This window comes from Fictibacillus sp. B-59209 (genome assembly GCF_036216745.1).
Lineage (GTDB): Bacteria > Bacillota > Bacilli > Bacillales > Fictibacillaceae > Fictibacillus_C > Fictibacillus_C marinisediminis.
This window is the reverse complement of the sequence record NZ_JARMMC010000013.1, coordinates 23,901-46,039: the sequence shown is the minus strand read 5'-3', so window position 1 is coordinate 46,039 and position 22,139 is coordinate 23,901. Positions and strand designations below refer to the sequence as shown.

General features: G+C 40.5%; 21 protein-coding genes. 11 read left to right on the top strand and 10 right to left on the bottom strand.

The window, feature by feature from the left end:
* Positions 1-216: 216 nt before the first annotated feature.
* The 8 genes from yycF to rlmH all read left to right on the top strand — a co-directional run bounded on the left by yycF (position 217) and on the right by rlmH (position 8,228).
* Complete coding sequence (yycF, locus tag P4361_RS08775; RefSeq protein WP_053356336.1) at positions 217-921, top strand: response regulator YycF; 705 nt, start codon at positions 217-219, stop codon at positions 919-921.
* 4 nt (positions 922-925) lie between these two features.
* A complete protein-coding gene (gene walK, locus P4361_RS08770) occupies positions 926-2,770 on the top strand; it encodes a cell wall metabolism sensor histidine kinase WalK (RefSeq protein ID WP_328089073.1) in 1,845 nt (614 codons plus the stop codon).
* Positions 2,771-2,773: 3 nt separating this feature from the next.
* The gene (locus P4361_RS08765) at positions 2,774-4,168 is read left to right on the top strand and encodes a YycH family regulatory protein (protein ID WP_256225194.1); all 1,395 of its coding nucleotides are present in this window, start codon (positions 2,774-2,776) and stop codon (positions 4,166-4,168) included.
* Positions 4,168-4,968 carry a two-component system regulatory protein YycI gene (locus tag P4361_RS08760; RefSeq protein ID WP_053356339.1) on the top strand — a complete coding sequence of 267 codons (801 nt, stop codon included), beginning with the start codon at positions 4,168-4,170 and terminating at the stop codon, positions 4,966-4,968. The genes P4361_RS08765 and P4361_RS08760 overlap by 1 nt, the downstream gene beginning before the upstream one ends.
* Before the next feature lie 13 nt (positions 4,969-4,981).
* Positions 4,982-5,779, top strand: coding sequence for an MBL fold metallo-hydrolase (locus P4361_RS08755; protein ID WP_053356340.1), 798 nt, complete (start codon positions 4,982-4,984; stop codon positions 5,777-5,779).
* A 161-nt stretch (positions 5,780-5,940) separates the two neighbouring features.
* Complete coding sequence (locus P4361_RS08750; RefSeq protein WP_062238090.1) at positions 5,941-7,149, top strand: S1C family serine protease; 1,209 nt, start codon at positions 5,941-5,943, stop codon at positions 7,147-7,149.
* 329 nt (positions 7,150-7,478) lie between these two features.
* Complete coding sequence (locus P4361_RS08745; protein WP_328089070.1) at positions 7,479-7,667, top strand: CxxH/CxxC protein; 189 nt, start codon at positions 7,479-7,481, stop codon at positions 7,665-7,667.
* 81 nt (positions 7,668-7,748) lie between these two features.
* On the top strand, positions 7,749-8,228 hold the full coding sequence (gene rlmH, locus P4361_RS08740) for a 23S rRNA (pseudouridine(1915)-N(3))-methyltransferase RlmH (protein ID WP_328089068.1): 480 nt from the start codon (positions 7,749-7,751) through the stop codon (positions 8,226-8,228).
* Positions 8,229-8,721: 493 nt separating this feature from the next.
* Here the strand turns inward: rlmH and P4361_RS23225 are convergent, their stop codons facing one another.
* Both P4361_RS23225 and P4361_RS08735 read right to left on the bottom strand, forming a co-directional pair.
* Positions 8,722-8,997, bottom strand: coding sequence for a zinc ribbon domain-containing protein (locus P4361_RS23225; protein ID WP_425590240.1), 276 nt, complete (start codon positions 8,995-8,997; stop codon positions 8,722-8,724).
* A 17-nt stretch (positions 8,998-9,014) separates the two neighbouring features.
* Positions 9,015-9,410, bottom strand: coding sequence for a recombinase family protein (locus tag P4361_RS08735; RefSeq protein ID WP_328089067.1), 396 nt, complete (start codon positions 9,408-9,410; stop codon positions 9,015-9,017).
* 970 nt (positions 9,411-10,380) lie between these two features.
* On the opposite strand from P4361_RS08735, the gene P4361_RS08730 reads away from it, so the two are divergent.
* A complete protein-coding gene (locus P4361_RS08730; RefSeq protein WP_328089065.1) occupies positions 10,381-11,349 on the top strand; it encodes a hypothetical protein in 969 nt (322 codons plus the stop codon).
* A 466-nt stretch (positions 11,350-11,815) separates the two neighbouring features.
* Here the strand turns inward: P4361_RS08730 and P4361_RS08725 are convergent, their stop codons facing one another.
* Together P4361_RS08725 and P4361_RS23220 are read right to left on the bottom strand one after the other, a co-directional pair.
* Entirely contained in the window at positions 11,816-12,901 is a 1,086-nt protein-coding gene (locus tag P4361_RS08725; protein WP_328089064.1) for a GTPase, read from the bottom strand.
* Between the two features lie 234 nt (positions 12,902-13,135).
* The gene (locus tag P4361_RS23220) at positions 13,136-13,231 is read right to left on the bottom strand and encodes a hypothetical protein (RefSeq protein WP_425590239.1); all 96 of its coding nucleotides are present in this window, start codon (positions 13,229-13,231) and stop codon (positions 13,136-13,138) included.
* 193 nt (positions 13,232-13,424) lie between these two features.
* Here P4361_RS23220 and P4361_RS08720 point away from each other — a divergent pair, with 193 nt between their 5' ends.
* A complete protein-coding gene (locus P4361_RS08720) occupies positions 13,425-13,703 on the top strand; it encodes a YggT family protein (RefSeq protein ID WP_328089063.1) in 279 nt (92 codons plus the stop codon).
* Positions 13,704-13,754: 51 nt separating this feature from the next.
* On the opposite strand, the gene P4361_RS08715 is transcribed toward P4361_RS08720, so the two are convergent.
* From P4361_RS08715 to P4361_RS08700, 4 genes are all read right to left on the bottom strand, one after another.
* Entirely contained in the window at positions 13,755-14,948 is a 1,194-nt protein-coding gene (locus tag P4361_RS08715; protein ID WP_328089061.1) for an MFS transporter, read from the bottom strand.
* A gap of 340 nt (positions 14,949-15,288) precedes the next feature.
* Positions 15,289-16,470, bottom strand: coding sequence for an iron-containing alcohol dehydrogenase (locus tag P4361_RS08710; RefSeq protein WP_328089059.1), 1,182 nt, complete (start codon positions 16,468-16,470; stop codon positions 15,289-15,291).
* A gap of 18 nt (positions 16,471-16,488) precedes the next feature.
* Positions 16,489-17,337 (bottom strand): AhlS family quorum-quenching N-acyl homoserine lactonase, encoded by an 849-nt coding sequence (gene ahlS, locus P4361_RS08705; protein WP_256225191.1) that lies wholly within the window; start codon positions 17,335-17,337, stop codon positions 16,489-16,491.
* 14 nt (positions 17,338-17,351) lie between these two features.
* On the bottom strand, positions 17,352-18,779 hold the full coding sequence (locus P4361_RS08700; RefSeq protein ID WP_328089058.1) for an aldehyde dehydrogenase family protein: 1,428 nt from the start codon (positions 18,777-18,779) through the stop codon (positions 17,352-17,354).
* A gap of 211 nt (positions 18,780-18,990) precedes the next feature.
* Between P4361_RS08700 and P4361_RS08695 the strand changes: the two genes are divergently transcribed.
* Positions 18,991-20,697 (top strand): sigma 54-interacting transcriptional regulator, encoded by a 1,707-nt coding sequence (locus P4361_RS08695; protein ID WP_328089056.1) that lies wholly within the window; start codon positions 18,991-18,993, stop codon positions 20,695-20,697.
* A 7-nt stretch (positions 20,698-20,704) separates the two neighbouring features.
* On the opposite strand, the gene P4361_RS08690 is transcribed toward P4361_RS08695, so the two are convergent.
* Together P4361_RS08690 and P4361_RS08685 are read right to left on the bottom strand one after the other, a co-directional pair.
* Positions 20,705-21,082, bottom strand: a complete 378-nt coding sequence (locus tag P4361_RS08690) for a VOC family protein (protein WP_328089055.1) — start codon at positions 21,080-21,082, stop codon at positions 20,705-20,707.
* A gap of 53 nt (positions 21,083-21,135) precedes the next feature.
* Positions 21,136-21,984 carry an AraC family transcriptional regulator gene (locus tag P4361_RS08685; protein ID WP_328089053.1) on the bottom strand — a complete coding sequence of 283 codons (849 nt, stop codon included), beginning with the start codon at positions 21,982-21,984 and terminating at the stop codon, positions 21,136-21,138.
* Between the last annotated feature and the right edge of the window lie 155 nt (positions 21,985-22,139).

Below are 22,139 nucleotides of genomic sequence, written 5' to 3'. Positions count from 1 at the left end.
TTTATGATTTAAAGAAGATTACATAGAAGTAATGTCCAGATTCAGCGCCTGTCGGACCTAAACAGGTTGCTTCCGCTTTTCTTACAGAGCGAGAAGACTGACGTTATGGAGAATTTAGATATTGTGGTAAAATAAAGGATAGACAAACTATTTCATTCAACCAATTTATATAAAAGAGACTTGAAATTACGGTTTCCAAAAAGGAGCGACTACCGGATGGACAAAAAGATTCTTGTAGTAGATGATGAGAGGCCGATTGCGGATATTTTACAGTTCAATCTGGAGAAAGAAGGGTTCCAGGTAACGTGCGCATATGACGGTGTATCGGCAATTGAAAAAATAGAAAACGAGAAACCGGACATGATTCTTTTGGACATCATGCTTCCAATGAAAGATGGAATGGAAGTATGCCGTGAGGTCCGGAAAAAATACGATACCCCGATTATTATGCTTACAGCCAAAGACTCAGAGATTGATAAGGTCCTTGGCCTTGAGCTTGGTGCCGATGATTATGTCACGAAGCCTTTCAGTACACGGGAACTGATCGCACGCGTTAAAGCAAATCTGCGCCGCCATCAACAAGAAACAGAACGTGAAGTTGATGAGAACAACGAAATCGTGATCGGCTCTTTAACCATCCATCCAGATGCTTATCTCGTAACGAAACGCGGTGAGTCGATTGAACTGACCCATCGGGAGTTTGAACTTCTGTATTATTTGGCCAAGCATATCGGCCAGGTGATGACACGAGAGCATTTGCTGCAGACCGTATGGGGCTATGATTATTTTGGCGACGTCCGTACAGTAGATGTGACTGTCCGCCGTCTTCGCGAGAAAGTGGAAGACAACCCAAGCCATCCTCTCTGGATCATTACCAGACGCGGAGTAGGCTACTATTTACGAAATCCTGATCAGGAGTAGACAAATGGATAAGGTAGGCTTTTTCAGATCAATACACGTTAAATTTGTATTGATCTATGTTTTGCTCATTTTAATCGCCATGCAGGTCATCAGTGTGTATTTCATCAATAACCTGGAAGCCAATCTTCGGAATAACTATGACAACGCACTGAAGAATAATTTGGACTTCTTCGAGTTTAATGCGGAGCAGAAGATCCTGGATGCCCAGCAGATGAAAGAAGCAACAGAGGACAAGAACAGTACGCTGAAAGATGACATTGCACAGCTTATTAACGAAACGAAGGATCAGAACATCAAGGAAGTTCAGGTCCTTAACAAAGACGGTGTCGTTCTTGGCAGTGATAAACGGAATCTGATCGGCCAGGTCAGCACGAACAGTAAAATTAAGCTCGCTCTTAACGGCACGGAGGCTCAGACCGAAATGTATGACCCCGACTCAAAACAGCGGGTCATTGTCTGGGCGAAACCGATCATTGCCGGAAAAGAAAAGCAGGTCGACAAGAATAAACAAATTCTCGGAGCGATTTATGTCGAATCGTCTATCGAGAGTGTGTACAAGCAAATCAGTGATATTAATAAAATTTTGACGACCGGTACGGTTATTGCCCTGGGAATAACAGCGATACTCGGTATTTTTCTTGCCCGGACAATCACAAGGCCGATGGCGGATATGCGTAAACAGGCGCTTGTTATGGCAAGGGGCGATTTTTCCCGAAAAGTGCAGGTTTATGGCGATGATGAGATCGGCCAGCTGTCGATGACATTCAACGATCTGACGAGAAAACTGCAGGAAGCGACCGCCATTACTGAGAGTGAGAGAAGGAAGCTGCGCTCTGTCCTCACTTATATGACGGATGGTGTGATTGCCACCGACCGGGACGGATGCATTATACTAATGAACGACCGTGCCGAAGAAATGCTGAACATCTCCCGGCAGCATGCACTCGGAAACACGCTGCTTGAGCTTCTTCGGCTCAATGACCAGTATACGTGGGACGAGCTGTACAACGAGTATGAGAGCATGCTGCTCGATTTCAGTACAGATAAAGTGCATTATGTCCTTAGAGCGAACTTCTCTGTGATCCAAAAAGAAGGCGGTCCGGTAAACGGATTGATCGCCGTTCTGCATGATGTGACAGAGCAGGAGCAGATTGAGAATGAGCGAAGAGAGTTCGTATTCAACGTTTCCCATGAACTCCGTACGCCGCTTACGACGATGAGAAGCTACCTGGAGGCGCTTGCTGAAGGAGCATGGCAGGATGAAAACATCGCACCCCGCTTTTTGGAAGTGACGCAGAACGAAACCGAGCGGATGATCCGCCTCGTAACCGATCTTCTGCAGCTCTCCAAAATGGACAGCAAGGATTACCGGTTTAATTTTATTCAAACGGACCTTGTTCAATTTCTGCAGGACATTATTGAACGCTTTGAAATGCTTCAGCATGAGCATCTCCATTTTGTAAGGAATTTGCCTGAGCGCTCGATTATGGTGCAGATCGATACCGACAAGATGACGCAGGTCGTGGATAATATTATTTCCAACGCGATCAAGTATTCTCCGGAGGGTGGAACGATTTCCGTTGCCGCTTCTCTTCACGGCAGAAAGATTAAGGTCAGCGTGGCCGATCAGGGTGTCGGCATCCCGAAAAACAATGTCTCTAAAATCTTTGACCGCTTTTTCCGTGTAGACCGTGCCCGCTCCAGGGACTTAGGCGGTACAGGTCTGGGACTTGCGATCACAAAAGAAATCGTGCTTGCCCATGGCGGGGATATTTGGGCTGAAAGTGAATGGGGCCAAGGAACAACTATACATTTTACCCTTCCTTTAAAAAAGGTAAGGGGGGAGTAAAAGATGACGTGGAGCAAAATTTACAACATTATTAAATCTGTGGCAAAGTCTGTATATCGGAATTTTGAAGTCATTAAGTCGGTCTTACTGATCTTTTTGATCATGCTAAGCCTGATTATGACATGGAGTCTGTGGACGCTTAAGCCGAACTACAGCAATTTGGAAGAAACAAGGACTTTGAAAAAAGCACAAGTGACAGATACGAAAAAAATTACGGATGTCATCAGGCCTAGCCAGATCATCTATTATGACAAGAACTCATACAGGGGAATGCCCGCCAATGATAATTTTATCGAGCGGGTAAACCAGATGCTTGAAAACACGAAGTTTTATGAAAGCCGAAATCGCCCTTCAACGAACATTGATGAAAAGCTGAAGAATAAAGAGTACATCGAGGTCATCTATCCGACCGATATGACAGCGGATATCTACAGCCAGATCTTCAACCTGACATCCTCAGGCGGAACGTTTACTATCCCATCTGCAGACCGTGTCATTTTCTATAAAAAAGATACAAATGAAGTGGAGGCGCACATCATCTCCTATACACAGAGGAAGATGATCACTGCAAGCACAACCTTCCCGTTTGATTCTTTGAAGAACATTATCAATAACGCGAAAAGCGGTGTGCTTGAATATGAGCCGTATGATGTGGAGCGCGATACTGACCAAGGGGCAGAAGTTTCCAGACGCTTCTATTTCCCAAAACAAAGCTTTGAGCTTAACTCCTACAGTTATCTCTCCCGTTCCATTAATAGTGATACGATTGACCGCTACAAGAACGCGCTGTTCCGTGATCCAGGCAACGTCAAGAGCGGCAACACCGGAGAATATTATACTGATGAAAGCTCCGCACTGGACGTGAACCGCAACACGAATCGAATTAAATATACCAATTTCACACAAGGCCCTGATGAAGATATGACCCAGCAGACGAGAAGCCCGCTCTTCAACAGTGTTGATTTTATTAATAACCATGCGGGCTGGGGAAATCCATATTATTTTTACAATTTGGACCCTACAAGCGGTTCAGTCGAATTTCTGCTGTTTGTCAGAGGCATTCCAGTGATCAAGAGTGATATGGAAATGAAACTCGGCTGGACGAACAACGAATTGAATGAATATCAGCGTTCCTTGGTAGAGCTCGTCATGGACGAAAATGAATATTCATTCAAACCGAAAAAAGTGAAGCTTCAGTCTGCAGCAGAAGTTAAGGCTGCTCTTAAGGATTATGACATGTCCCTTGTTAACAAACTGGCAGTCGGCTATGAGATGACGCATGCAAGAGGACAGGAAAATGTGTACAATCTCCAGCCGAAATGGTTTGTCAATTATGGACCAAGCCATGACTGGCAGCCATTATTCCGTGACAGTCAAAGGCCTGGAGGAGAATTCTAATGGATTGGAAAAAAACTAAGACGATTTTTATTCTGACGTTCCTGATTCTGAATATCTTTCTCGGGTACCAGCTCTCGCAGAAAATGGACAAGAGCAATCTCAAGTACCTGTCTGAGCAGCCTCTTGAAAAAAGGCTGGCGGACAACAATATTGATTATAAAGATAGTCTTCCGCAGAGCTATAAAGACCATCAAACCCTGATTAGCGGTCAGCGGGCTCCTTTTTCAGCGAACGAGATTAAATCAAAAACGAGTAAGCTGGACAGCAGCAGTACAGATACGACGCTCATTTTTAACTTAAAAAAGCCGCTGGAACTGGATAAGAACGACCTTGTCAAAGATGTTTCTCAATTTCTGAAAGATGACGTCTACCGGGGCGATGAATATCGATTCTATAAAAAAGACACGAAGAACCATAAGATTTGGTTTACACAAATCTATCAAGGACAACCACTTTTCTTTGATACGAATGATGATACGAACCGCCCGAGCGGAATGGTGATGTTCGAATGGAATGAAAAAGGCTATCTCACCCGCTATACACAAACTTTTATTTCTGTGTACAGACAGGGTACGCCGCAGGAAATTATTTCACCTATGAAAGCATTAGGTAGCTTGTTTAATACCCAGCATCTTTCAAGCGGTGACAAAATTAATAAGATTGTTCTCGGTTATTATAGTCTGGCAAATGTGGAGGATGTGCAGGTATATGCGCCAACGTGGTCAATTGAAACGGAGGATGCGCATTTTCTCGTGAACGCAACAGACAGTTCCATTCAGGAGATTGACAGAGAACAATAGAGAGGATTGAACAATGAGTTTGCAATTCAGCGTGCTGGCAAGCGGCAGTACCGGAAACGCGATTTACGTGGAAACGGGGAATGCGCGCCTGCTTGTTGATGCCGGCCTTAGCGCAAAGCAGATGAAACTCTTATTTGAAAAAGCAAGCTGCTGTGAACTGGATCAGCTGGACGGAATTCTCGTAACCCATGAACATAGCGATCATATAAAAGGACTCGGCGTTTTGGCACGAAAGTATAAACTGCCGGTCTATGCCAACGCAAAAACATGGAAAGCGATGAACGGACTGATCGGTGAAGTGGATACGGAACAGAAATTTGATTTCGAAATGGAAACGGTCCGCACATTCGGTGATCTGGAGGTTGAGTCCTTCGGTGTTTCCCATGATGCGGCCGAGCCGATGTTTTATGTGTTCCATCATGAAGGAAAAAAGCTGACGCTTATGACGGATACCGGCTATGTCAGTGACCGGATGAAAGGAATCACAAAGCACAGCGATGCGTTTGTGATCGAATCGAACCATGATATCAACATGCTTATGATGGGGCGCTATCCTTGGAACATCAAACGAAGGATCCTTGGCGATCACGGCCATATTTCCAATGAAGACTGCGGGTTTGCTCTTGCAGATCTGATTGGCGACCAGACGAAACGAATCTACCTCGCCCATCTGAGTAAAGACAACAATATGAAAGATATTGCTCACCTTGCTGTAAAACAGACACTTGAAAACAAAGGGTTTGTGATCGGTGAAGATCTGCAGCTTTATCATACGGATGCAGCCCAGCCGACTGACTTGGTGCTTGTTTAACTGCTCTCTGTTTAAGGGACACCGTTTAAGGAAATAACAATAAATGTGGAAAAGTGTGAAAAATAACCCATATTTTTTAAGTTAGGGATTTGATTTTTTATAATAAATAAAAAATCATTACAGCATTCATTTTATTGTTGAAAGGAACGGTGAAGCAGGGAATGGGCTATTATGATGACGATTATGAATCTAGTCCAAGAAAGCAAAAAGGTAACCGAGGCGGATTTTTGCTGGCCGCTCTTGTAGGCGCTATATTAGGCGGCCTGCTCATATTATTTTCAATTCCTGCCCTTGGAGGCATGGGGCTCCTGCCTGATAACTATTCAAGCAATGAAGATAATGCCGGCGTTAATGAGCAAAACGGGATCAACAAAAACGTGAATGTGAACGTCACGACCAACGTCACTGATGCTGTCAGTAAGGCACGGGATGCAGTTGTCGAAGTGCTGAACATCCAGCAAGGTGAGTTCTGGAACCAAGGCCAGCAGGCTGCCGGTTCAGGATCAGGTGTGATCTATAAAAAAGAAGGTGGAAAAGCCTATATCGTGACAAACAATCACGTCGTAAAAGGTGCCAGCCGCCTTGAGATTACACTAAGTAACGGCACGAAGCTGAAGGGCACACTGCGCGGTACGGACCCGCTGATGGACCTGGCGGTAGTTGAAATCGACGGCAGCAGGGTGAAAAAAGTGGCTCAATTTGGGTCATCCAGCTCACTGAAACCGGGTGAGCCTGCCATTGCAATCGGTAACCCGCTCGGAACATTTCCAGGCTCTGTAACAGAGGGGGTTGTCTCCAGTGCTGACCGAACAATGCCAGTTGACAGCGATGAGGACGGCAATCCGGACTGGCAAGCCGAAGTTATCCAAACGGATGCGGCGATCAACCCTGGTAACAGCGGAGGCGCCCTTCTGAATATCGGCGGCCAGGTTATCGGCATTAACTCCAGTAAAATTGCACAGCAGGAAGTAGAAGGAATTGGATTCGCCATCCCTTCTGATACAGCTAAGCCGATTATCGCTGACCTTGAGCGTTACGGCGAAGTTAAACGCCCATTCCTGGGAGTTGGCCCTATCCCATTATCACAAGTCAGCAGCTATCACCGTCAAACGACGTTAAAGCTGCCGCCAAGTGTTAAATCAGGTGTCGTGGTTATGGATGTTGATCCATTATCACCAGCTGACCGGGCAGGGATCAAAGAGATGGATGTTATTGTCGCACTCGATGACAAGAAGATCGGCTCTCCACTGGAGCTTCGCAAATACCTGTATACGAAAAAAGAAGTAGACGATAAGATGAAAATTACGTACTACAGCAAAGGCAAAAAGAAAACCACGACCATTAAACTGGGTCTTCAGAAGTCTTCATAAGAGAAGGGGCTGTAAAGCAGGTTGTTTATCTGGAAGCAGTTGATTTCCGTTCCAGGATTCTCGCTTTCCGCGGGGCGTGCGCTGAACCCCTCGGCGCTTGCGCCTGCGGGTTTCATCTGTCACGCTAGTCCCGCAGGAGTCTCGAACCTTCCACTACAATCAACTTGTCACTGTAGATTAAACAAAAGAGCTTCCAGAAGGTCAGTTTATGACTTTCTGGAAGCTCTTTTTTGTGTTTGCTTGGATGAAGCGTGTAAAGGTGATTTAAATGTTGCAGGATATGGAATAGGAGTGGCTGTCTTTGTGTTAAAATACGAAGAGATCATCATGTGGATAACAAAGGAGAATGTCTGTTGAAAAAGTATTGCTGCGATGAACATGTGGATATCGGGATCGATGAGATCGTTGATGAATTGGAAATCTATCCGAATCTGGAGTTATTAACAGAATCAGAAAAGTTATCAACAACATGTACGTATTGCGAAAAAAAGGCCATATATAAAGTATCGAACGAGTGATCCTATACTAAATGTGGATAGATTTTGTGTATATGTGGATAACTTTTGTGGATAAGTTGTTTATAAAAGGAGTTTTCCCCTGTGAATATCTTAGTAGTAACCGTTGGCAAACTGAAAGAAAAGTATTTAAAAATGGGAATTGATGAATATGTAAAGCGGCTCGGTCCATATGCCAAAATAGAAATTGTCGAAGTAACGGACGAAAAAGCGCCTGAAACCTTGAGTGATCAGGAGATGCAGATCGTGAAAAAAGCAGAAGGTGAGCGAATCCTGGCGAAAATCCCACAGGATGCTCATGTTGTTGCCATGGCGATTGAGGGGAAGCTGATTTCTTCAGAGGATCTTGCAAAAAACCTGGACCAGCTGGCGACCTACGGAAAAAGCAAAGTGGCCTTTGTGATCGGAGGGTCATTGGGTCTCAGTGATGAAGTCATGAAACGGGCGAATGAAAAAATATCGTTTGGCCGGATCACATATCCGCATCAGTTAATGAAGCTCGTGCTGGTGGAGCAGATTTATCGGGCGTTTCGGATTAATCGGGGTGAACCTTATCACAAATAGGTAATGCATTTTTTCATAGTGAGTTACTTGTAATAAAGGAAATGAGGAACTTATATGTAAGGATGGATCTATGAGATCCATTCTTTCTTGCTTTTGAGTTCCGACAATAAATGAGTAATGAATATTCTTTACTTCGGTTTTTGTAGCCTCGATACTTTTGATTATAGCTTGTAAGATTTCTCGAAATTCTTTAGGAGCTAATTTTTTGGATAGTTCCATAAAGTCCTCAATTTGTGAGCGAATTACTTCAACTGTAACGGGTTTTAATGATAAATATTGTTCTATGTGTGGATCTTTTTGGAATGACTGTAATTGTACTTTGATATTCTCTATTTTATCGCGAAGTTCATGAATACGTTCTATCGCTTCTGCTTTCGTAAATGCTCCAGATTCAGTTTCAATCTCATATTGAATTCTTCTTTTTCTTTCTTCTAAATAATGAAGTTGTTTTTCGAGAAGCGAAGTATCATTTGTTTCCGTAACAAAAGAATTCTTAATCGTTAATACGCTGAGTCAATTCATTCATTATTATATTAGAGCTTAATACTCCTGAAATACGTTTAAATACTTCTTTCTCTAAGAAATCGGCAGGTATTAAGTTAGGATTACACATAGATCGCCCGTTATTATGGTATAGACCACAGACATAGTATCGTTTTTTAGTACCGTCTTTACGTTTTGCTCCATACATGCTGGTCATGTATGAACCACATTCAGGACATTTTGATAAACCTGTTAATGGAAATGTCCCTGAATATTGTCTTGGTATACCTGTGGATCGCTGTTTTAATAATTGCTGTGCCTTTTCCAGGTATCTACATTAATAATACTTTTATGAATCCCTTGAACAATAATGGGATTAGGATTAGTCCCTTTTCTTCTATCTCTTTCCCAATTTGTAACTTGGTTATATCTCAGATAGCCTTTATATATGGGGTTTTTAAGAATTGTACTGACAGCACCTATTGAAAAAGGTTTCCTTTTTTTACTTAAATAGCCCATTTTATTTAAAAAATTTGTTATTTTTTTAATTCCCCAACCATTATTAACACATTTTTGGAAGATAATTTTTACTATATGAGCTTCTTCTGGGATTATTATTAATTTTTTGTTTTCACTTTTATAACCCAAAATACTACCGCCATTCCAAAGGCCAGCTTTTGTTCTTGTGATCATGCCCATTTGAACATTTTCTGCTAATTCTTCCCTTTGATACTGAGCTACTGAAGATAATATATTGAATTGCAAATTGGAATGAGCGGGACCATATTCGCCTTCTTTTACACTTATGAATTTAACTTAATATTCCTCGTTATGTTGATTCTTTTGAAGAAGAAGACCCAGTGAATATGGCAGAGGTGAAAACAAATATTCAAAAGATCAAACAGGAACTTAGAGAAGTAGAAGTACAAATGGAGAAGTATTTACAGGAGTTGGGACTATAAACGTAGAGGGTTGATAAAAATGAGTAAACGATTTCCAGATAAGCAATTATTCTAACAAAAAAACCTAATGATGAAATACATGAATTAAATCAAGTAGTTAATAAAGCTACCAGTGTAAATCTCACCGTACCCAGTATGGTGAACTTCAAAAAAATGAGAATTACGTTATTAATGCAGTTGCTAACAATTTTCCGAAAGCGTGTCCTATGTTTGAGTCGTATGACCCTGTTGCTGATTTTGCATTCTCAATACTACAAGACGACTTTTCATATTTAACTAAAGAAAAATCTGCCAAAATTCTGTCGTATATTGCTTTCTCAGTAAACAGATTTAGTTCTCAAAGAATGATTCAAAACCTGATTGAAAGAGGTATAGATCCCCTTATCGAGGATATTTTACAACGCTAAGATAAAAGACGGGAGAGGGTTTTCCCGTCTTTTTTATACTGAGGTAACTCGAACATTCCCTCTAAATCAATCTTGAGATTCTTATCATATATAACGTCAAAATGTTAAACAATAATGGGATTGTAGTACAATATTTTAACAAAAACGTTAAACCCTGAGAACTTAGAGGGCATTTATTTTTAAATAACAGAAATATATATTTCAATTATTTCCCAAAATTAGATATAATACATTAGTAATCTATGTATATTGATAGATTAGTAAATTCTTTAGTAATAACCCAAAGAGGTGATGGTAGTCTTGGATAAGACAGATGTAAAAAAAGTAAATTGGTTTGTTAGAATCTTATTAATTATATTCATACTTTATTTATTAGCAATCATTACAGCAGGGTTTCTGATGGGGACACCTACATACAGCTTGACACCAGAATATATAACATTGTTTATACTAATAACACTATTAATCCTATCTGAATCCTTCGATAACTTAAGTATGGGTAAATATTTATCTCTTTCAAGGGAAATTACCGAAAAGAAAGAAGAAATAATAGAGGCAAAGAAGGAAAATGCTGATTTAAGAGACCATATAATTAAAATGACCACATTAATTAATCAGAATCAACACCAAACTAACAATACAATAAACGGAGTAACACCTGAATTACTTCAAATGTTAGGGGTAATAAAGGCCGAAGAGGACAAGGAACCCGAAAGCGATAACGGGGCTTCGGCAGTAATTGATACAACTACACCAGATTTATCAGGTACTATAACGGTTACAGAACCAAAGAAACCGGAATTTAGCAAGAGGGACTTTTATAAATTTACTGAAAAGGAATCAATAGATCAATACCTTAATAAGCATCAAATTCCTGAAGTAAACATTATAAGAGAAGTACAATTTGCACCAGCTTTTCAAGGATTAGATCCTATTATGGAACGCAAAATTATCTTTGATGCTTATCTTAAGACAGACATTAAAGAATTTTTCTTTGAAGTGTTATTAACAATCACCCCAATGACATTAGATCGAATATATGTACAGTTATCAAAGATAAATTACTATAGTAAAGCGAAGCATATAAAAGCACAAATGATACTATTAATACCAGAATTCCCTGCAGAATATGAAGGACGCCAACATATTCGTCCTGAACGTATCATAGAGGCTTTTCAACCAGCAATCTCGAATGAATTATTAAGGATTGAAATTGTTAAATTTACGTTAGAAGATATAGATAGATGGAAGAAAGAGTTAAATAATTAGTGATTTTGAACCAGTTAATCTGGTTCTTTTCTTTTCTAAATGTTACTCAAGAAAATCATCCTAATCGTTTCTAAATGTACTCAAGGAAGATTATATTGTTTTAACATGAACGTTGACTCGTATCTTTTATTAGGTGAATTTCCACTACTCTTGATTATTAATCTACATTCAGCACTCTACACATGTTGAGTGCCAAATGTAGCTTCATAAACATAGAAAAAAGACATGTTTTGAATAACTGTGAAAAAAAGCAAGAGAGATACTCTCTTGCTTTTACAACCTTTTTTTTGGTTAACACTACTTTTAAATTGATACCGTGAGCCGTATCGGAAATAATGGTAAAGCAGAGAATGGAATTAGTTATTGCTAAAGAAACGTTGTCACGTAATCTTTAATAAATAGAACCCCATTCTTATTGGGAAGGGGTTCTTCCTAACCGAAAGAAGAGGTTATAGAAAGATTTTATTTAATTAGTCCTAGTGTATAGTTTATCTTTTAGAATTGCAGTAGCTATCTCTGAACAATCATTACAATAATTCTTGCTTGCTGCGAAAGTAACAATAAAAGAAGTGGTTGCTGAAATACCTTGACCAATCAGTGGTATTCTCTTACCAATCTGTTTTAGGACGGTCTTAACAGTTTGCTTTTCAAGTTGATCCTTAGCAATTTTTTGAAGCAGTTTAGTAATTGCGGTCTTTGTTGAATATTTTAATATATTGTTGGCAATAGTTAATAACTTCTCGTTATATAAAAATTTATTTTCTTCTATAATTTGTTGACTTAAGCCAAATGATTTCCTTACACGGTCAAAAATACCTGTTAGAATAGAGAGATCTATTGAAATATCAACTAAAGGAATAGGGTTTATCCCATTCGCAGCAGCAAGAGAGGAACCTAAATACACATATTTATAACATGCCTTTTTCTTTGTCTCTAAAAAATCTTCAGAATATGCTTTCGCATCCAATGAAAATTTAATTTGCTTAACTGTGTTTAGGTTATCATAGATGGCTTTGGTTAAATCATCTAACCCCTCTTCGGTTCGACAACTTGTAAAATATACTTTGACTTCTTTTCCTACTTGTTTTTTAACATCACTTAAAACGTCCTCTTTTAATTCTTCGATTGTCTTTCCTTTTTCAAACATGCTATCTACAGAATTTCTAACAAATAGACATTTCTTACCTTCCGCTTGAAGTTTTCTAAAAAACTCTGTATCTTCTTGTCTGAATTTCCCTGAAAAAACACAAATAAAGATATCATAACTTAGTACATTAAACTTCTCAAAAAAAGAATCTGCAGGGAAATTCTTTGTGCCATAACCAGGTAAATCAGTAAGAATTAAATCCTCCCATTTATATGGATCTTCAGTAACTGTCGTATCTGTTTCTTGAGATACATTTGCTACCTCTTCACCAATTAAAGCATTAATTAATGAGGATTTTCCTGAACCCGGTTGGCCAAAGAGGGCTATTTTCACCTGTGTAGTATTTAATTTATTCAACTCTTCTTTAATCATTTCAATAGATTCGTAAATATCAGATTCGTCCATAATAATATCCTCCTATTTTATTAATAATTATTAAATATTATCTTATCCATCTAATATATCATTTAATGAAAATTGTTAAAGTGAATATTCTGATTTTTTACTTGACTTTGTTTTTGCTATTTATTAATTTTATATAATTATTGATATTTAACCTAAACCTAAAAAGATTAGTTTTAATTGGTAAATACATATTAAAATCCAAATAGTAACTTTATTTCTTCGACAATCTTCTGTTCATGGCAAACGATAGCCCGCTTCTGACAATTGCTCCGGAATCAAAGGATTTAATTTGTGATAATGATGCAGCGTCTTTACAATTGTATGAGCCAATCTTGCCAATTCTTAAACAGTGTACACATCGCTTCCTCCTTTCCGTGTTTTTATACTAAAGGATCCTCTAAGGTAAGGGTCAACAAGAAATGGCGAAACTTATTTGTTCATAAAACGTATATGCTGTAAAGAAGAAAAGTAAAGGGCATGGCAATCATAAAGATCCAAAATCGTATAGATGGGGAGAAAAAAATTGGGGTCTATCATTTTACAAGCGGGGCAATACATTTACGATATTTATTACTGGATGATGATCATATTCATTCTCGGTTCATGGTTTCCTCAATTTCATGCAACAAAGGTGGGCATGTGGATAGGCAGACTGGTTGAACCCTACTTTGCGATATTTCGGCGTTTTATCCCGCCGCTTGGTGTTATCGATCTATCGCCGCTCGTCGCCTTAATTGCTTATCGATATTTAGGGGGATTTGCTTTGGCAGGACTTCGCCAAATCATAAGCATGATCGCGTAAATGGATGAGAACAAAAAAGAGCTGCTGAGCAGCTCTTTTTTACATGGTATCTTATGCAGCCTTCGTATGCTTTTTCTGGTCGAAGCGGTGACTTTGGAACGTGAGAAGACTTGCAAAGATAGCAACCAGCCCCCCGACCCATGTCACATTCATCAAGTTTCCTTGATGGTAAACAAATCCGCCTAATGCGGAACCAAAGGCAATACCAACATTGCTTGCCACAGGCATAAGGGAAGCAGCGAGTCCTGTTGCTTTTGGCTGATAAATACGGGCAAGGTCTATCAAATAAAGCTGGGTAGATGTTGTTAAAAGGATGGCCATTAATGACATCAAGCCTATGTTAACCAATCCAAAGATAAAGTGATTTGTCGTCCAATATAAACTGATCAGAACCAAGGCCTGCAAAAAGAAAACAAACCTAAGGCGTCCAATAGCATTGTAGCTGGCAATTTTACCAGCGAGTATGTTGCTGAAAATCGAAATAAATCCGTAGCCAAACAAGATCAGACTAATTGAACTGCGTGGTACTTCCATTCCCTTCAGGATCGGGACCAGATACGTATAAATGGCATACGTCGCTCCAAAACCAAGTGATGGAATGAAAAAAGCCATTAAGATTCGTGGGTGTGTTAATAAAGAAAATTGATCACGCATCGAACTGCGAATTTGACTGTGCATTTTAGGCAAAATGAAGAAAGATGCCAAAAATGAAATTCCCCCCAGAAGAGTCGTAAACAGGAAGGTTGTATTCCAGTTGTACCATTGAGCGATGACCGTGCTTATCGGTACCCCAATCACGTTTGCAAGAGTAAAACCACCGAAAACGAAGGATATAGCAAGTCCGCGTTTTGCGATCGGCATGGTTTCACTTGCAACAATCATAGCAAGAGAGATTAAAACTCCTGTTACAACCGCCGTCATCATCCGAAGTGCAAGGAGTATGATGTAGCTCGTCGAAAACACGCACAAAGCATTCAGGATAATGAACGATCCTATCAAAAACAACATCCATTTACGCTTTGGAAAATGGCTTGTCGCTGACATTACGATTGGTGTGCCAATGGCAAACGTAATTGCAAATGCAGAAACGAGTGTACCTGCTTTCGCATTAGTTATATGAAGACTCGAGGAAATATCTGTTAAGATTCCAACGATAACAAATTCGCTTGTCCCGAGAACAAATGTTAATAAAGTAAGTGTAAAGATGAGTAACCAATGTCGCTTGGATAATTCTGCGGCGTGCATAACTGCCTCTTTTCTTAGATGAATGTATATGTGTCACATGGCTGGTAAACAATCTAACTATCATACCATAAAAATTTTTACTTGGATCTCCCTAATTTATTAAAAACTATTTTAGTTATTAAAGAAACACCTATCCATCAATTTGGTGGCAGGTGTTTTTTGGAATTCTATTTTACTGGATTTTCCTTTGCTTGCTATTAGTTGGACAATTCCATGGGCTGTTTTAGAATCAGGGCTTGCTGTAGGTTCATCAGCTAAAATAATCTGCTGACATGAAAAGAAAATGAAAAAGGGGCTGTCCAGAANNCTTCTTGGACAGCCCCTTTACATTTCTTATTAATTAAGTTGGCTCTACGATCGTTCCATTAAAGGCGGCTTGATATATTTTCCTAATATCATCTTCTAATAAAGGAAGAGGACTTCTGGCCAGGATTCTTTTTTGCTTTACTCCATCCTGTGTTAAGCTCTCCAGGGCTGAATCCGGTACATTGAAGCCAGATAAAGCAGCTGGAATTCCAACATCACTCACAAGCCTCTGGAGTTCTTCTACACATTTATAGGAAGCTTCTTCTTCGGATAAGTAGGCAGAATTTCCACCAAGGGCATTTAAGATGTCCGCCATACGCTTTGTGCAGCTTTTCCGAATATAACCCATTACATAGGGAAGAAGGACGGCGTTCGATTCACCGTGGGAAATGTGAAATTGCCCGCCAAGCGGGTAAGCCAAGGCATGAACTCCGGCTACTCCCGCGTTAAAGAATGCAAGGCCTGCGATATAACTCCCATTGCTCATATCAATTCTTGCTTGCCGGTTTTTTCCATCTGTAACGGCCTTCCGAAGGGATCGTCCTATTAAGCGGATCGCCTGCAGGGCTAAGCCATCAGTGGCAGGGCTTGCATTCACTGAAATATAGGCTTCCACTGCATGGGTTAAAGCATCAATTCCCGTAGCTGCCGTTACTTTGGCGGGAACCGATACGGTCAGCTCCGGATCAATAATGGCTACATCCGCGAGAAGATAATCGTGTGTCACCACGTCTTTTGTCGTCTCTAAGGAGAGGACAGAGATATTTGTCACTTCTGAACCGGTTCCGGATGTAGTCGGAATGAGGATTTTAGGCAACCCCTTTTTTTCTACATTTTTAGAGCCGGATAAGTTTAAGTAATCAGCTGCAGAACCATCATGCACAGCCAATACTGAAGCTAATTTGGCCAAATCGAGTGCGCTTCCGCCGCCTACACCCACGACCATGTCAAATTCTCCTTCACGGGTAAAGGAAACCAGCTTTTCTCCTGTTTCTACAGGAGGTTCAGGAACGACGTCCGTGTATAAAGTGACAGAATAGCCCTGTTCTTCAAGCGGTCCTGTTACGCGTTGAGCGATTCCTATCTTGGCCAGCATTGGATCTGTGATAACAAGAATTCTGTTTGGCGCATACTTCGCAACTTCAGGAAGCAATTCCTTCAGTGATCCCCATCCTGTGTAGCTTAATGGGGTGAAAACTAACTTTGCGACACTCATTGTTTTTCCCCCTCTATTTTATTCGTAATATCCTTCAGTAGATTTGCGGAATGTTTTAAATTGGTCAGCATCGTGTCCAAACCAGACTTGGGAACCAGTTTGTTTCGCGATTCTGCGTATTTTCTCAACTGCGTTGGAATAGCCCAGTGAATCATAGATAATGCCAGGCGGCTTGATCGGCGGTCCGAAGCTTTCAGCTGTATAAATAGCATCTGAGGCGAGAATAATCCCACCTGTTTCTGGCATGTTAATCTGAAGGCCAAGCATACCCCAGGCATGTCCGCTTCCAAAATTAAGGATATTAATTCCTTCTGCTAATTCAAGATTGTCTTCACTTCGTTTTATGGTTTTCCATTGAAGATTATTTTTTATCCAGGCATCAATATCTCCCCAGATGTATGCTCCTTCTTTTTCATTGCGGGCATACGTTTGAAGGGCACCGTTCAGCTCATCTTCATGAACGATGATTGTCGCATTTGTAAATAACTCCAAGCACCCAGCGTGGTCAAGGTGAAGGTGGGATGCTATTACGTATTTAATATCTTCGGGTCTTACATCTAGCTCCTCCAGGCGGTTATGAAGATAACATTCCTCCCCCATATTGATTGGAAACATTTGCTGAGTTGCTTTCCCCCACCGGCCTTCTGGCCCCATTGAGCTAGGATTGCAAGCAGTATCAAAAAGAATTTTACCTGCTGGATGGTCGATGAGTACAGTATAGACAGGGAACTCGACAAACTCAGCTGGTGTATTGGGATTCTCCACTGTTGCTGGACTGTGCATCGCAATCATCCAGTTTTTATCCATTCTCATACGGCCATTATCCATTACATAAAGCTTTGGGTTAGGTTTAATAATATTTGCCAAAGTACTTCTCCTCCTTAAAATGCTGTTTTTATGGTAACGAATTTTAATTCTGTCATTTCTTCAACGGCATATTTAATTCCTTCACGTCCATAGCCGCTGTCCTTTACTCCGCCATAAGGCATATGATCCAGCCTAAAGGTTGGGATATCATTAATAATGACTCCGCCTGACTCCAGCTTTTTGGCCGCATGTATTGCATGAAGAATGTTTTGGGTATAGATAGCCACATTTAATCCATACGAAGAATCATTGACCATATGGATGGCTTCATCCAGCTCACGGTAGGGAACGATTGAGACAACGGGAGCAAATGTTTCTTGGCAGGAAACCGCCATATCTTTTTTCACATTCAATAGTACGGTTGGCGGGAAGACCGAACCGTCGCGTTTACCGCCTAGTGCAATGTCAGCTCCCTGCTCATTTGCTTCCTGGACCCATGACTCAATTCGCTCTGTTTCCTTAAGGTTGATCATGGCACTAATATCGGTTTTTTCATCGAGAGGGTCGCCGGCTGTTAAATTTTTTGCCTCTTCAATAAAACGCTTACAAAATTCATCATAAATGGAATCATGAACATAAATTCTTTGCAGTGAAATACAAACCTGGCCTGCAAAGGAAAATGCTCCTTCTACACATCGGGGCACAATTTTTTCCAGCGGGACATCCGGTTCAACAATTAACCCTGAATTGGAACCAAGTTCTAATGTTACTTTCTTCAATCCGGCTTTTGATTTAATCAGTTTACCTACTTCTGCACTCCCTGTGAAGGTTACTTTTTTAACTCTTTCATCAGTAATAAGAGCGTCACTAAGCTCTCTTCCGCTGCCTGTTATCACTTGAAGAGCTCCATCCGGAAGGCCGGCTTGCTTGAAAATCTCAGCGATTAATAACGCGCTTAAAGGTGTTTGTTCAGCCGGTTTCAATACAACTGTATTTCCCGCAGCAAAGGCTGGTCCTAGTTTATGCGCGACGAGATTAACCGGAAAATTAAAGGGGCTGATTGCAACGACAACACCTAATGGTTCTCTCCATGTAAATCCTAGACGATTCTCACCTCCAGGAGCGGCATCCATTGGAATGGTTTCTCCATAGATCCGTTTTGCCTCTTCAGCTGCAAATTGATAGGTAGCAATGGTGCGGTCAATTTCGCCACGTGCTGTTCGAATGGGCTTACCGGCCTCAAGTGCAACAATTCGTGCCAACTCTTCCTTTCTTTCACGGAGAAGTTGGACAACATTCAGCAAAATCTCTGAGCGCTTATAGGCAGGCATCACTTTCATCGTTTCATAGGCTGTTTTTGCTCCTTCAATGGCTTTTTTTACATCTGCCTCATCTGCCATACTAATGTTAGCAATAACATCCCCGCTATAAGGAGAGTGCAGTGCATAGGTTCTTTCTTTTGATTCCCATTTACCATTAATGAATAACTCTTTAATTTCCATTCTCAACCTCCTTGCCTTTTTATAATGCAAGATTCATGCCAATATTAAAAATGCTTATTTTATATAAGAATTTACATTGTCTAAAGCAAATAATGGTGATAAAATTCACCATAATAAAAAGAATTGTTGGTGCAACAGAGACTAAAGACGGTGAAAATCGTCACCGTTTGGTGATAATTTTCACCGCTTCTTGCAGGAGGCAGAGATTCCGATGAAACCACTTACTGTGAACAAAGAAATTTTAGAAAGCGTTTTCTTCTCGATGTCCAACGGGGTCATTGTAGTGGACCATAATAATAGGATTTTATTCATAAATTCCTCAGCACAAAAACTAATAAAACAAGAACACCAGGACTTAGTGGGCAAAGATATCCGTGATTTTGTTCCTAATTCACCAATCCACCAAGTTCTTAATAGTGGCAAGAGCACACTCGGAGCGAAAATGACGATAGCAGGGTTGCAATGTATGGTGAATAAAACTCCCTTATATAAGGAAAATCAGCTCATTGGTGCTGTGAGTGTTATTCAGAATATTTCTCAAATCGAACATTATCGTTCATTACTCAAGCAAATGGAAAAAATCATCGAATTTTCTACGGATGGCATTTATGTCGTTAATAGTGAAGGAATTACACTCATTGTGAATTCAGCTTACGAGGCTATGTCAGGAATCAAGAGGGAAAGACTTATCGGTCATCACATGGGCGATTTGATGAACCACGGCTACTTTGATCAATCTGTCTCACTCCTTGTCCTGCAGGATAAAAAACGCAGATCGATTCTTCAGCGAATCGGCCAGCAAAAAGATGTCATGGTCACGGGAACTCCCGTTTTCGATGAATCAGGCGAGATTCAAATGGTTGTAACCAGTGTCAGAGACATTACTCAGCTAAATGAACTGACAAATGAGTTGAAGAAGGCAAAAAGCTTTTCTGAAATGAGTCAGAATCGATATACCTTTTCCACGGAGGGAAATGATGAAAAAGTAGTCTTTCAAAGCATTCAAATGAAGGGAATTATAGAAAAAGTAAAACAAATCGCTTCATACCCAACAAGTATATTGCTATCTGGTCCTTCAGGAGCGGGTAAAGAGGTTATTGCTAATTTAGTTCACCAATTAAGTGACAGAAAAGATATGCCTTTTATTAAAGTGAACTGCGGGGCTATCCCTGAACAGCTGCTGGAATCTGAGCTTTTTGGTTATGAAAAAGGGGCGTTTACCGGAGCAAGGCAGGAAGGGAAAGTCGGCCTGCTGGAACTGGCGGACAAGGGGACAGTTTTGCTGGATGAAGTAGGGGAACTTCCATTGTCTCTGCAAGTCAAATTGCTTCGTGTCCTGCAAGAGAAACAAATTCAAAAATTAGGCAGCAGCAAAGTAAAACAACTAGACATTAGAATCATTTCAGCAACAAATAAACATTTGAAAGAGTTAGTGGAGAAAGGAAAATTTCGAGAAGACTTATATTACCGGCTGCAAGTGATAGAATTAGCCATCCCTCCATTGAGCCAGCGTCCTGAGGACATTGAAGTCTTACTGGATCATTTTTTCACCTATTTCTGTAAACTATTTAATATCGAAAAGCATGTATCACCCGAAACCAAACAAATTTTACAAAGCTATCATTGGCCGGGGAATGTGAGAGAATTAAGAAATTTAGTTGAGAGCATGATTGTTTCGGTGCCATCACTTACTATTGAACCGGTTGATCTGCCGCCGCACTATAGTATTCATGGTAACTCAGAGTCTGCGCATACTTTCAAACAAAGAATGGAACAGTTTGAAAAAAGAGTGATTATGGATGCGCTTCACACGAAACCCTCCATCAGAAAGGCAGCAGAATATTTAGGAGTCGATCACTCGACACTTGTGAAAAAAATGAAAAAGTGGGATAGGGAGATCAACAGAGGGATCAATTGAAACAAATTCAAACCTCTACCTCACTCATCAAGGCATGTGTATTTCCTTCTGTATCGTTAAAGAAAGCCATCCACGTTTCGGTTTGTCCCATTTTAGCAATCAGGTGAGGTTCGCTTACAAACGCAGCCCCTTTTTTAAGCATATCTTCATAAGCACTCTTAATATGAGTCACTTGGAAATAGATGACGGAACTGGGATGGGCAAATGTTTCATTCTCAGGCAGGCTGAGCATTAAACGAAGGCCGCAGCACTCAAAGAATGCCATGTTTTTGTTTTGAAAAAGGAGTTGAAGCCCTAAGTCGTTTTGATAAAAATCAACGGCTCTTTCCAGGTCTTTTACAGGAACTCCAATCTGTCCAATTTTATGTATCGCTGTTGCTTCCATTAACCATCTCTCCTCTTTTGTTCTTTCTTCTTCATCATAAATGGTTGTTGCTGCTATTTCTTATCCAAAATCACTTTTTTTCGAAACTGTAGCGGAGAGATCCCGGCATGCTGTTTGAACATTTTGCTGAAAGAAGCGGGGGTCTCAAATCCCAGGTTAAAGGCTATATCGGTCATCGTCTTTTCTGTTTTCATTAATAGTTGTTTAGCTTTTTCGATTCGAAGCGCTGTGACGTGCTGGTGAGGTGTGCATCCATAGATGGCCGAATAGTTCCTTAGGAGATGATTCGTCGATAGAAAAGCAGCTTGGGAAATCTGCTGCAAGGTTACCGGCTGTTGATAAAAGGCGCGTATATATTCATGTGCGGTACTGATTCTTCTGTACAGTTCCTCCCGTGTTCCCATTTTTAACGAAGGCAGTGCCTCTGTCTCCATAACTGCATGAAACTGTTCCCTCACAATCGTTTCCATCAATTGCTGAAACTGTTCTTCCTTCCAAAGAGGATCGCTTTTTGTAGTCATATTTCCCCGGAAATAGTCGATTTGTGTGGAGAGAGCTGAAGAAAAGGGATAGGTTTTTTCAAAAAAATCGACAGAATTTAGCGGTTTAAAAGGATCGGACAAAAGATTGTCGGAATCAGCTTTCAACGTCCTCAGCACTTCCTCGGCAAGCCCTTTTCTGAAGAATAAACAGAAAGACTCCACCTCAGTTTCTTCTTCAATAGCAATCGTATAGGCACCTTCATTTAAAAGAAGATATCGGCCTTCTTCCACCGCAAAGAAACCCCGGTTCGTTTTGTAAAGGGCCCGGCCATACCTAAACGTTTTAATTGAAAGCTGTCCAGCACCTTCCCAATAAAATTCATTGCTTTTGTCATGCAGCACGTAATTTTGGGATTCCATCCTATCCCCCCTAAGCAAGTTCCTAATGCAATTATACATAAAATTGGAAACAAATGTCTTTCATTGCTTTTCAAGATTAAGAAGGATAAAGGATGGTCAGAATGTTCCAAAGAAGACAAAACAGAGCCACTGAATACCCAGACTTTTTATGGTAA